Consider the following 12,796-nt stretch of genomic DNA (forward strand, 5'->3'; position numbering starts at 1 on the left):
CTCATGTATCTACGCGCGTTGGACGTTAGAGGTTTCAAGTGCTTTGGCGAACCCTTCACTATCGAATTTCACGATGGGCTGAACGTGTTGGTGGGCGAAAACGGCGCGGGCAAGACCGGTGTAATCAGCGCGGTGCGTCAGCTCTTCAATGACTCGGAGTCGGGCAAACGAATCATCGGTGAGCACGATTTCTACAAGGGTTTTGAGGCAGGTGCTTTCGCCTCGGAGGAGCTCCAGATCCAGGCCACGTTTTCCGACTTGGATGATAAGGATGCCACTGCCTTTGATGAGTGGTGCGGGAACTATGATGAAGCGAAGCTCACCTTCATTGCCAAAAACCAAGAGTCACGTGGACGCTTCAAGTATCACACTTATGGTGGTCACGAATTCACCCAGCCCTTAGATCCTGAAACACTTGACTTGATTCACTGTGTTTATCTGCCGCCACTCCGCGACGCAGAGAGCAAGCTCCGAGAGGGGCGCCAATCACGTTTGGCCAGACTGTTGAAGGCCCTATGTCGGAAAGAGCTGGATGCTGCCAGAAAGGCCGGTACTCTAACTGCGCTGGAGCAGCGCGTTGGCGACTTCAACCGCGAGCTTTCTCAGAGCGACGACTTTGCCATCAAACTGGCCAACCAACGCATCGGTGAAAGCCTGAAGGCCGCGCTCGGAATGCATCTGTCCCAAAGCACGTTGATCCAATTCTCCGAGGTGAGCTTCTCCCGTATCGTTGAAGGATTGAGACTGCTTTATTTCCCCGACCTCACAAATGCCGACCCCACCCAGTTCCGATCTCTGGGGGAGAACAGCCTGGGGTACAACAACCTATTGTACATCGCATCCATCCTAGCGGAGCTCGTCCTTGAGGTAGAGGAGGGGCGTGGTGAAGAGACCTACCTGCGGCTGCTGCTCATCGAGGAACCGGAGGCGCACCTACACCCGCAGCTCCAACTACGGTTGCTACGACACCTCAAAACGGAGGCAGAAGCTCGAGGTATCCAGGTCATCATCACAACCCACTCAACTGTGATTTCGGCTGCGGTGTCTGTGGAGCACCTGATTCACCTCTCCAATGAAGGCATGCCAACAGCCGTTCCTCTGAGAAAAACAGGGCTTCCTGAGCAGAGCCGGCGTTTTGTAGATCGCTGGCTCGACGTCACCAAGTCAAATCTTCTTTTCTCAAAAGGCGCGATCCTCGTCGAAGGAATTGCCGAGGCAATCGTTGTCCCCGAGCTGGCTAGGATCGTCTTGCATGCTCAAGGGAAGGGCAGGGACTCTTTGGACGATTACGGCGTGTCCGTCATCAACCTTGGCGGTATCTATTTCAAGCATTTCATGCAGCTGTTCTGCGATGTCACGGGCGCCCAGCCTGGTGGTAATGTGCCTATCAGGTGCGCCGGACTCACGGATAATGACCCTCCCAAATCTTTCTCGACCATTGACGATGGCGAAGGCAGGGAAAAACCAGTTCCATTCCTCCCGCATGCCGAAGATCACCGGCTGGGAAACAATCCGGCATTGGAGCTTCAGGGGCCGATCAATCAGTCTCAATTCGCTCGGTTGTTCGCCGGCAAGTACAAGACATTCGAGTACGACATTGCGCTGGAGGGCGGCAACCTCACGACCATGCTGAATGTGGCAGCAGATCTCTGGCCCGTTCAGGATGGCAAGGTGGCCGGGAATTTGAGGGAAGATGCAAAACGGGATTTCGCATCCATGTCCTCTGCTGATAAAGCCCCTTTTGCTGGCGCTTTGCTCGCCAGGCTCGACTCCGAAGAGATTGGCAAGGGGTTGTACGCCCAAGCGCTCGCGGACGCGCTCTTGGCGCGCCCAGCTGATTTCGTCGTGCCGGAGTACATACGACTGGCCATCCTTTGGGCCTGTGGACTGGAAGAGGGACAGGCATGATCGCTCGAGTTGCTGAAGTAATCCCACGCAGGGTGCTCCCCCAATGAACTTCACCCAGGAGCAGTTGGATTATCTCGCCTCACCGCTCGACAGGCACGTTTACCTCAAGGCCTGCCCGGGCAGCGGAAAGACGGAAGTGGTTGCCGCGATGGTGGCCAGAATCGTCCAAGAATGGTCTCGTTCACCATCAGGCATCGCAGTGCTGACGTTCTCCAACAGTGCCACGGACGAACTCAGGAACAGGGTTCATAGGTACCTGGGGGAGCCGATCGGCAAACCTCATCTAATCGCTACGTTCGACAGCTTTGTGCTGAACCGGCTGGTGGCGAGCATTGCCAGTGAGATGACGGGATATACCGGCAGGGAAGGTGACTTTCGCATTCGGATTCTGGACAAAGCAGCGAACATCTATCGCACGCGAAATAGCATTTGCGATCGTTGGATCTCTGCGTGCAAATACGACTACGACCTTGGAACGACCAAGTTCGTATTTTCCACTGGCGAACGCGGCCTCGATAAGCAACTGAACGCCGAAACCCTTAATCAGGATACCTTCAAAGATCTCATTGCCACTAAGAAGCGGCTGTGGCGAGGAGGTTTTGCCACCTTTGGTGACATCGACATGCTTGCCCTGAAGGCATTCAAGGATAGGAAATTCGACCCCTATTTTTCGCGGATCGCGCGCCGGTTTCCTCTGGTCATCGTGGACGAATGCCAGGATCTCTCTGCAGAGCAACTACGAATCGTGGAGCATCTCGCACGGTTCGGTATGGCGTTCCATTTCGTGGGTGATCTGAACCAGTCAATCTATGGCTTTCGCAAGTCGAACCCAGAGAATGTCACCGACCTCATGGTCAAGCTGAAATTCGACCCGTATGAGCTCAAGGCGAACTGGCGGAGTGGACAGGTCATAGTCGATCTGTGTACCAACATCCTTGGCGGCGAACGGATCAGGGGCAATGCAGATATTGCTTCCCTGCAACCACGGATACTCGAATATGAAGTGTGCCCCTCTGAGCTGCTGCCTATAATTCGCACCATGACACAGGGATACACCAAAGTGGTACTGGTGGCCCGGGGTCATACGACCCTGCAGCGTTTGCGTAATGGTGAGACCTTCGAAGGCATCGAACTATTGGCAGTCGCGTGCATCAGCGCCAGCACAGGTAACCTCAAGGACATCAAGCAAAGCCTGAGGACGTTTGCAAAGTGGCTGGCCGACAAACTCGAGCTGCAGGTCACCAAGGTCGGCCCCTATTGCCCCATTGTCATGGAGTCCAAGCTTGTTTGGCGGAAGTTCCTCCATGAAAGCCTGCAATTCATGGTCGCCAATGGTGCAGGCAAGTCCGATCAGACCTGGTCTGCTTGGGTGCGCACTGCAAAGCTGGCGATCAGACGGCTCCCGAATCAACCTTTCGTACCTGTGGAGTTACTGGAGGAGCTGGATGTCCTGAAAGACTTGAACCTTGTGGCTCGCAAAGGGCAGGGTGATAAGCCAGTCTCCGTGCGAGTGTTGAGCCAAGAGGTACTGGAGGGGCCACCAGACACGTTGCGCTACGAAACTATTCACCAGGTGAAAGGCGAAACTCACGATGTCACTGTGGTGGTTTCGTCCCAACAGCCCGGGCCGCACCAGTCTCATTGGCAAGACTGGTTGCGAGATCGCGGATCGGAAGCCGCAAGGTTCGCTTATGTGGCGAGTTCCAGGCCCCAGCATATGCTGATTTGGGCGGTAAAAAAGCTCAAAGAAGAGGATCGACCTGTACTGGCGCAATTGGGGTTTGAAGTACCGCCCCCCCCGATAACCGTCCCTAAACGAGCACATTTGCGTTCCACTCGTTAAATCTAATCACCATTTAGGTCGTTCACTCATGCTGGGCGCGCTGTGCAAAACTTCTAGGGAATGCTTTCGTCAACTTGGCCTTTTGATCTAAATCAGTAGGGTGAGACGATGAGTTTTCAACTGAGATCTCCTGCCTATGAACCGTTCCTAGGCCCCCTCCGTGTATGCTTAAGGCCTCACGGCTAACCGGAGACAGGCCGTATGCAGCCAGAGCAACCAACCCTGAACCAGTGGTCACGTGGCTCAGAGCATAGCCTTGATTTTTTGCGCTTAGCATCCCGCAGCCCACACTTACAATTTTTGACTAATCGATAAGGGAACATTCATGGGTAAGCCTTTTAAAGACCGAATCCATGCCATGAATCAGATGTACAAGCTGCCGATCAACGGCACGCCCACGCTACTGACCGATCCTGCTGACAAGCTCAAGAAGTTCAAAGCCACGCTGATGGCTGAAGTTCATGAGATCGATGAAATCGTCGAAAAGATCGAAAAAGGCGATGCTGAAATCGATATAAAGGTCGCCATTGCCGACTTGTTGGGCGACGTGATTGTTTACTGCAGGTCTGAGGGCCTGAAGTACGGCTTACCGCTCGAGGAGGTGCTGGACATCATCATGGACAGCAACGAGAGCAAGCTCGGGGCAGATGGAAAGCCAATCTACGATGAAAATGGCAAGTTTCTCAAAGGCCCGAATTACTGGAAACCAGAGCCCAAGATCAAAAACTTGCTTCTTGGCGCTAACGACAAAGCGGACACTTGATCGGAGAAACAGGCTTGAAATCCATCAACCTTGGCAAGACGCGTACGCTCAAAGACATCGAGGCGGCCATTCGCAAGATCTGCGATCGTCCGGGGGAGAAATTCCTCATTCAGGCAGACATGCTCAGCGCCCGGCGTGGCGCCATGCATGATGCCGCACGCCTCCAACTGATCGTCACCCTGGCCCGACAGCAGCTGCAGAGCGACTACCTGGATTTTAACCCGCAGGCCGATGTTAAAACGCTCCTACACAACCTCGCTAACTGTTCGCCAGGTATCGCAGCTTTACGTCTTTCCAAGGGTATCCGGCTAGGCGAACTGACATTCAATCGCCGAGAGGTCTTCCAAGAGTCGGTAGAACGAATGCAGGCCATGGATGCAGGTCGGTACGAGGACGTCGTCAACGGCCGGGCCGTCGATTTGATTTGTGTAGCGGGATCGAAGGTTCAGCACCTGCGACCGCTGTTTAGCGCTGCAGGTCAGGTAAAGCCTCCATCTGAAATGACCACCGAGATGCGCAGGCTCATTGACTTTGTCAACAAGCAAAGCGGGCGCACCAGTGTTCCGGAATCATTGATCGAAAGCTTGGGTCTGTTCTGTTCTGAGCTTGTATCCAACACACAGGAACATGCGACCTCAGATCATCTTGGCCACGCGTATTTTGCCCATGTTGAAGGCGTCATGGTCGGCTGGAGGCGTCTTGAGGACGACATCTTTGCCGAAGACTTTGACGGCAGTGAGGACTTGCGCCGTTACTGGCAGAGAGAATCTTCTACCACCGACAATAACAAGACCAGCTTGCGGGCGTTGCACATCAGCTTCTTCGACTCGGGCCCCGGATTTGCCTCCAGAATGAGCGGAAAGGCGGTGCAAGAGATGTCGCTCCAGGATGAGCGGGGGTACCTGCTCAAATGCTTGCAGCCGCGTCAGTCCAGCAAGATTCTGGACGCCGCGGGGATAGGTCTGCCTGCCATCCTGAATGAGCTTCGCAAGGTGGGCGGGTTAATCCGTATTCGTTCTGGCCGGCTGTGCATCTACAACCAGTTCGAAGAAAACGATCGGCAGCGTGACCCTGACGACTTCAGGGATTGGGACAGCACCAACTTGGCACCTGTTGCCGGGGCCGTTGTCACCATTATGATTCCATTGAGGGGCATGTAATGGAGCGTTTCTATCAATGGATGTCCGCTGTCAGCGACCCCAGCGGCAGTCATGAAGCGTTGGTCATCTGCTACAACGATTCGGAGCTCTCGGTACAGCACGTCTTCACTGATATCGAAGACGCGCTGAAGGCCCAACGACATCTGCCTGACTGCGTCTACATCGTGGGAACGTCTGATCAGTTGTCGGTGTACAACAGCAGTTGGGCTGACGATCAAGACCGCCTGGCCAACCTCCTGAAGCGTGGCGTAAAAAACGCGCGTGTGTGCGTCCATGAATACGTGTTCTTACAGTGGAATGGCGCGAGCTTCAACGTTCATGTGCTGGGCGGCCAGCAACTTGTCTACCGCTATGATCCGAGCACTCTCTTGCGAGATGGTTTGAGAACGCTGATCGAGAAGAACAACGTCATTCATTCTGCACCGTCCGCGCATTCTTTCAAGCACCCGTCCGGCACGCTCAACAACGTGTTTATCCAGGCCCGAGAACTGGCGAGTGATGAGGCCGAAGTTTGCGTGGTGGGGTATGCGATCGCACTCGAATACGGGGCCAGGCTGCGCCAGGCGGACAAGGTGTACATCGACACCATGGGCATTTACGCCTTCGTGAAGAATGCGCTTGGTCGCTTGGACAGTAAGGCCGAAGTCATGAGTTTCCACTCCTATGAGCGACTCAAGACAATGTACCCTCCAGCAAATGACTATTTCTGCGTCGTATCGGCCTCCACGTCCGGCGGCATGGCCAAGCAGATGGGGGAGCAGGGTTTCACAGGGGATTGCGTTGCCACGCTGATCGATCGCACGGCGGATGGCCGATACGGGGGCGTCCTGGTCGCCCTGGACGACATTGACTATCCACTGCCGGTCAAGGCAGAGGAAGGCTGCACGCTGATCGAGATCATAGGGGAGAACTTCTCGGCGAAATCAAAGCCTCCCAAATCGATCACAATATCCCTGAAGCATGACCCTAAGCGGCTGGCCAAATTCCACAAGTATTTCGGTATGGGGGGAATCATTGGATTCAACCGGTCGAGCAAGCTGTTGACGCTCAATCCTGATCTGCTGCTAGCGGACGCTGACTTCAGGAAATGGCTGACCGCTGAAATCGACTGGTCGGTCTCTATGGCGACAAACCTAATTGTGTACGCCGACGATGACGGGTCGAAAAAACTCGGCGAGGTGGCCAATGAGATGCTCAGTCAGAAATGGGGAGCTACCAAGTCAATCCGATGCGTGCCTTACAGCGAACTTGATCAAGTCGATTTTGAGACCGTCTCCGGGGTGCTTGTCGCGACAGTGGTGGCGCGCGACGGGGGTATTCTAAGGGAGATCAGTCGTGATCTGCGGGCCTACATGGACGCGACCGTGCCACGCAGGTTCCTTGCACCGATCGGGATTCCACAGAGCGCCAGAGCCTGGGCGCTCCTCAAGACTTTCCTGATGAAGAACCCCACGCCTCGGGAATACGGCTTCTCCAACTGGCTGTGCTTACCCATTGGTGATGACGGGAAGCAGAACGCCTGGAGTCGCTTGCTCACGGTTGCGTCTGCCGGGCAGGTCGATGATGTCGGCTTCACGCCCAAAGTCGCGGAAAAGGTTCGTCATGAGGCTATTGATGAGGCCACTGAGCTTGTTGAGGAGCACAAGCACAACTTCCTGCCAAAACATGATGGCAGCGCGCTCGCCTTGTCCGATGGGTTTCTGTTCTTCGACCCCTCAAGCAATGTGGGTCGGGACTGTCCAAACGTACCCCAAAGCACAGTGTTCTTCACGATTGCTGCAGTCCTGCAATTCGCTCGCGAACACGACGATCATGAGCTACGCCTTCAGCCGACGGGGTATGAGTCAGTGGTGCTGTCGCCGGAGTGCTTCCTCCGGTTTAACGACAATGTCCTCCAAGCTTCATTCCTTCGGGCGTGTCTCCCTTCGGAGCTTGATTACTCAGCGAGTCCGGAGCTGAGCAAGCTGATGAAGGAGTTCATCGCCAAGTTATTTGCCCGGTGGGAGAGAACTTACGGCGATGCCGCCCTGGAGTTCGCTGCGGCGCTGGCCACTGGCTCGCTGAAGCTCACGCAGGAGGACACGCGGGCACTACTCGAGGAGGCTATCGAGCAGCGTAAAGGCGAAGCTTCCAGTCTTCTGGGGCTGCTCCTACTTACTCAGCGTGCACAGTTCCCGGCTCAGGCAGTTAGAGGAGGCTAAGCGGGCAGCCAATACCAATGGAGGAGGGCGGATTTACTGGCTGTCGTAATGTGCTTTTAGTCACCGATGCAGGTTTAGAGTAACCGTCCGCCCAGGCCCCACTCCTGAAACCCCGCAAAACTCGCCAAGATAGTGCCCACCATTTTTGATCTGACCCCGAAATGTTGGACGCCGTCTATGCCCGCCGTGCTTGAGTCCTGTATTCCACAGGGCTCAGGCCACTTAGCTTCAGCCTGATTCGTGAATGATTGTAGTAGTGTATGTAGCCAGCTATGCCTGCTTCAAGCTCATCCAGATTGTTGAGTTTGTGTAAGCGGACGGGCATCCCGTCTTGCGCAGCTATGCCGGTTGCCAACGATGCGGCAACAACTCCCCGATTTCACTCGCCCGTTGCGTCGGCAGGCGAGTAAGGACGTCCTTCAGATAAGCATACGCATCATGCCCGTTGAGCTTGGCCGACTGGATCAAACTCATCAGCGCCGCCGCACGTTGACCGCTGCGTAGGGAGCCGGCGAACAGCCAATTTTTGCGCCCAAGCGCCCATGGCCTTATCTGATTTTCGAGGTGGTTATTGTCTATGGGCACCGTGCCGTCGTTCAGGTAACGGCTCAACGCAGCCCAGCGTTTTAGGCTGTAATCCAAGGCTTTGGTAATCCCCAAACCTTCATGCACAAGCTCGCGCTGGGCGATCATCCAGGCATGAAACGCGTCCATCAGGGGCGCTGCTTTTTCCTGACGTATTCGTCGCCGGACATCCGGTTCCAAATCGCGAATCTCACGTTCAACGTCATATAACGCGCCGATGTACCGCAATGCTTGCTCGGCAAGCACGCTTTTATTGGTGATGTGCAGGTCGTAGAACTTGCGACGAGCGTGGGTCATGCAGCCGATTTCAGTGACCCCAAGTGCAAAACTGGCTTTGTAACCACCGTAATCGTCGCAGACCAACTTGCCTTTCCAGTCGCCCAGAAAGTTGCGGGCATATTCGCCAGAGCGACCGGGGCTGAAGTCGTACACCACCGCACTGATCTCAGCGAACGCCGTCGTGGCATAGCCCCAAACATAAGCACGATGTGTCTTCTTCTCACCCGGTGCGAGCATCTGTACCGGTGTTTCATCGACATGCACCACGTTTTGCTCAAGCACGACTTCGCGCAGGGCATCGACCAGCGGCTGCAATTGCACACCACAAGCGCCGACCCAGCTGGCCAGTGTTGATCGAGGAATTGCGAGACCAGCCCGCCCGAAGATTTGCTCCTGGCGGTACAGCGGCAAATGATCGGCGTATTTCGCGATCATCACCTGAGCCAGCAACCCGGCAGTCGGGATGCCTTTGTCGATAACTTGCGCCGGTACTGGCTCTTGAATCAAGGTTTCGCAGTTATTGCAGACCCATTTGCCACGAATATGCCGCTCGACGCTGAACACGCCAGGCGTGTAATCAAGCTTCTCGCTGATGTCTTCGCCGATGCGCTTGAGGGCGCAGCCGCATTGACACTGGGTGTTTTCAGGATCGTGATAAATTAGTGTGCGAGGAAACTCGGCAGGCAATGCAGTGCGCTTGGGGTGCTGGCGGACTGCTGCTTGCGCTGGCTTTGGTGCCAGGATTTCAAGCTCTGCTTCGATGGCGGCCAGATCGGTCTCAATCAAGTCGTCGAGCAAGCTGGCCTGATCAGGACTGAACGACTCGGAGCGTTTGGCGAAGCGGTGACATTTGAGCTGGGCTATTTCGTGAATGAGTTGCTGGTTGCGGGTTTTGTGGTGCAGGACTTCTTTGTCGAGTCGTTCGATATTTTGGAGCAACTGCGCAGTTGTTCAGTATTGAGTTGATCGAGGGAAGTGGTAGGCGTCATGGCGCTGACTTTGACTGACCTTCATCTCGATGTCTGTCAGCCATGTCCTCTAAAGCATACGGACTGCTCCGGTAGATCCAAGTCGCTGCCAGGGAAGCCCGATTACCAGCGCCTGGAGCAGTTCGGGGACTGGGGTTAATTTCCGTTTTCAATCATCAACCCATTGCCCGGCGTTCTCCCGCATCCAGCTTGCCAGAGAATCCAGCGTCGGACGCAATGACTTGCCCAGTTCGGTGATTTGGTATTCCACGCGGGGTGGTACTTCGGCATACACCGTTCGCTGAACAAGGTTGCGGTGTTCGAACAGACGCAATTGGCGGGTCAATTCCTTCTGCGTGATCGGTGCAACGGCGCGTTGCAGGTTGCTAAAACGCACAGGTGCGTCGAACACAATCAGCCGATACAGGATCGGAATGGCCCACTTGCCGGAAATAAGATTGACGAATTGCACCATTGGACAAGGTTCACCCTGGGTCACAGGCGCTGGCAGCTGCGTACTTTCTGGAGTGTTTTCAAACGACATGACTTTCCATTGGCCTCGTTAGTATCCAATTGGTGCCTACTATCCAAAGGATACTGTAGGGGAAATACTGCTGGTTTCTCAACAGAACCATGGGGAAGCAAGCATGAAGCGATTGCAAGATAAGTTCGCCTTGGTCACAGGTGGTACCAGTGGAATTGGCCTGGAAACGGCACGCCAGTTTTTGGCTGAAGGTGCGACGGTTGCCATTACGGGACGAAACGAACAGGGACTCGCGAGCGCAAGGTATGAGCTGGGTGATGCCGTTTTGGCGATAAAGTGTGATGCCGGTGACATAGATGATCAGCGCCGCCTGGCACAAACATTGGCGCAGCACTGGCCGCGACTCGATGTGGTCTACGCCAACGCGGGCGACGTGACCCATTTGCCTTTGCAGGAGTGGAGCGAGGAAATGTGGGATCGACTCATGGCTGTCAATTTGAAGGGGCCGTTTTTCCTGATCCAGTCGTTGTTGCCGCTGCTGGCCAATCCGGCGTCGGTGATCTTGTGTGGCTCAACCAGCGCCCACATTGGCTTGCCGCAAAGCAGTGCCTATGCCGCGAGCAAGGCGGGTTTGCTATCACTGGCACGCACGTTGTCGGGAGAGTTGCTGGGGCGCGGGATCCGGGTCAACGGCCTGAGCCCCGGCCCGACTGAAACACCTGCCCTGAACAAATTGGGTTTGGCCCCAGAGCAGCAGGATGCTTTACGAGCACAGATACGTGAACTGGTACCTGTCGGTCGCATGGGAACCCCTTGGGAACTGGCCAAGGCGGCTGTTTTTCTCGCGTCCGATGAATCACGTTTTGTCGTTGGAACGGAATTGCTGGTTGATGGCGGGGTCGCCAATCTGTAGGCCTTGAGGTCCGAAGACCTGACACCAAGGCGGGAAAGACATTCATCATTAAGTTTTGATGATTGTGGCAAGCGGTTAAGGATGCTGGCAGCGTAGGTAAGCTGGAATTCTATGTGTGGTAATTTCTACGGCATCAGCACAGCACTTAGCCAAAGGAATTCATGTGGATAGGGAATGGGTAAGAGATTTCATTGAGAACATTTCATCGGCCACTATCTGTGATATGGACATCCCGAAGCTAGTCAAGGAGAAAATCCTGCACACGCCCAATCGGCTTTTCAAAATCAGAAAATGCGGGGATTACGCATTCAAAAATTTGGCTGAGAAAACCCTCTATCTGGGCGTCGCCAATGAGTTCAACGACCCATACGATACGGCGTTCTGGATTGATTACCGGAAGCTAGCTGCTTGGAAAAAACTCGATGAGCTGGGCTTCAGCGATGATCAGGTCGTCACTGCTCTGGCGTCCGATGACGCCATTGCAGCGGTAGTTGCACTGGCATCGGCTCAGGAGCCACACCGCCTGAACGTGGATCAATGGCTTCATGAAGTAGATGTTTTGGCGCCGAATCACCAGGCGGGGCAGCTCCCGACCCTTATTGATCAGCTCAAAAGCAGCTACAAAATCTGCAGCCTAAGTGCGCGTGTGGATTCGGTGCTGATGTGGAGCCACTATGGCCACAATCACACCGGTTTTGCCATGGAGTACGACTTCACAAGGCTCCATCGGAATGAACTTCCCACCCTCACGCTATGGCCGGTTGCCTATACCGACAAGCTGTTCGACGTGACCTCGATCCTCAGAGCCCACAACTTGGGCAAAGACTACAACGCTCTTTTTGGTATTGCTGCATCGTTGTGCAAGGCTGTCGACTGGCAGTACGAGCGTGAGTGGCGCTGGGTAGTTCCATATAGCGATAGAGAGGTGAAAGGCTCCAACTTTCCCGCTCCCCTCAAGGCTGTTCATCTCGGGGCAAAAATCTCAGATGCTGATGCGCTCGAGATCTTGAAGATCTGCAGAGACATCGATATACCTGTCTTCAAGGTCACTCTTGCGCCAAACGAGTACCGGATGGTCTCGTTACCTACCAGCTTGGACGATTGGTGTTCCATGGGTGGAAGGGAGCAGGGCAACATGCCTCGACGAATTCACCTTGGTGGCTGCGGTACAGAATGTAAGACGATTGGTGAAACTAACCTCACAAGGGCCACCGACCACGGGATAGGTACACCCTGATTCAGCAAAAACCCTCAAATCAACCCACTGACCAAGCTGAAACGATTAACGCAAAACCAAAAAGCCACGCAATGTGGTGAATAGGTTCTGAAATGAGGGCCGACGTCTATTTCTTCCAGCCTGAAATTCCGTTTTTTTCAACAGAATTGGCCGTTTCCTGCCTATCAGATCGGGCTCCAATAGATTCATATTGGCGGATCATAGATTCCCTTGAAGGTAAGGGCACGGTAAACCCATCTGTTCATCCCCGCTAAGCCCCGACATGGTGGACACCTTTTTAAGTGGACACCTTTTCTGGCCTTTTAAAGCGGATCCCCCCATGCAGCCAAAACGACGCTCTTACACCAAGATTTTCAAAGCCCAACTCATACAAGAATCCGCCCAGCCGGATGCTTCGATAGCCGGTGTGGCCCAGCGCCACGGGATTAACGCCAATCTTCTACACAAATGGATTC

General features: G+C 54.6%; 9 protein-coding genes and 2 pseudogenes. 8 read left to right on the top strand and 3 right to left on the bottom strand.

Features of this window, described 5'->3' with window-relative positions; translation table 11 throughout:
• Positions 1–3 precede the first annotated feature (3 nt).
• The 5 genes from Q1W15_RS09180 (at position 4) to Q1W15_RS09200 (ending at position 7,875) form a co-directional block, all read left to right on the top strand.
• Positions 4–1,908, top strand: coding sequence for an AAA family ATPase (locus Q1W15_RS09180; RefSeq protein WP_300726694.1), 1,905 nt, complete (start codon positions 4–6; stop codon positions 1,906–1,908).
• Positions 1,909–1,951: 43 nt separating this feature from the next.
• Positions 1,952–3,751 carry an ATP-dependent helicase gene (locus Q1W15_RS09185; protein ID WP_300726697.1) on the top strand — a complete coding sequence of 600 codons (1,800 nt, stop codon included), beginning with the start codon at positions 1,952–1,954 and terminating at the stop codon, positions 3,749–3,751.
• Positions 3,752–4,076: 325 nt separating this feature from the next.
• Entirely contained in the window at positions 4,077–4,514 is a 438-nt protein-coding gene (locus tag Q1W15_RS09190; RefSeq protein WP_300726701.1) for a nucleoside triphosphate pyrophosphohydrolase family protein, read from the top strand.
• The gene (locus tag Q1W15_RS09195) at positions 4,511–5,674 is read left to right on the top strand and encodes a hypothetical protein (RefSeq protein WP_367280632.1); all 1,164 of its coding nucleotides are present in this window, start codon (positions 4,511–4,513) and stop codon (positions 5,672–5,674) included. The genes Q1W15_RS09190 and Q1W15_RS09195 overlap by 4 nt, the downstream gene beginning before the upstream one ends.
• Positions 5,674–7,875, top strand: a complete 2,202-nt coding sequence (locus tag Q1W15_RS09200) for a hypothetical protein (RefSeq protein ID WP_300726706.1) — start codon at positions 5,674–5,676, stop codon at positions 7,873–7,875. Before Q1W15_RS09195 ends, Q1W15_RS09200 begins: the two co-directional genes overlap by 1 nt.
• 175 nt (positions 7,876–8,050) lie before the next feature.
• Here the strand turns inward: Q1W15_RS09200 and Q1W15_RS09205 are convergent.
• From Q1W15_RS09205 to Q1W15_RS09215, 3 genes and pseudogenes are all read right to left on the bottom strand, one after another.
• Positions 8,051–8,173: pseudogene (locus Q1W15_RS09205) on the bottom strand (IS3 family transposase); the annotation flags it as partial.
• 41 nt (positions 8,174–8,214) lie between these two features.
• Positions 8,215–9,728 (bottom strand): annotated as a pseudogene (locus tag Q1W15_RS09210) (IS66 family transposase).
• 148 nt (positions 9,729–9,876) lie between these two features.
• On the bottom strand, positions 9,877–10,251 hold the full coding sequence (locus tag Q1W15_RS09215; protein ID WP_300726708.1) for a helix-turn-helix domain-containing protein: 375 nt from the start codon (positions 10,249–10,251) through the stop codon (positions 9,877–9,879).
• Positions 10,252–10,354: 103 nt separating this feature from the next.
• On the opposite strand from Q1W15_RS09215, the gene Q1W15_RS09220 reads away from it, so the two are divergent.
• From Q1W15_RS09220 to Q1W15_RS09230, 3 genes are all read left to right on the top strand, one after another.
• On the top strand, positions 10,355–11,104 hold the full coding sequence (locus tag Q1W15_RS09220) for an SDR family oxidoreductase (RefSeq protein WP_300726711.1): 750 nt from the start codon (positions 10,355–10,357) through the stop codon (positions 11,102–11,104).
• A gap of 163 nt (positions 11,105–11,267) precedes the next feature.
• Complete coding sequence (locus Q1W15_RS09225) at positions 11,268–12,341, top strand: DUF2971 domain-containing protein (RefSeq protein WP_300726714.1); 1,074 nt, start codon at positions 11,268–11,270, stop codon at positions 12,339–12,341.
• Positions 12,342–12,660: 319 nt separating this feature from the next.
• The coding region (locus Q1W15_RS09230; protein WP_300726720.1) for a transposase at positions 12,661–12,796 on the top strand (136 nt) is incomplete at its 3' end.

The sequence above is a fragment of the Pseudomonas sp. genome (assembly GCF_030150285.1).
Lineage (GTDB): Bacteria > Pseudomonadota > Gammaproteobacteria > Pseudomonadales > Pseudomonadaceae > Aquipseudomonas.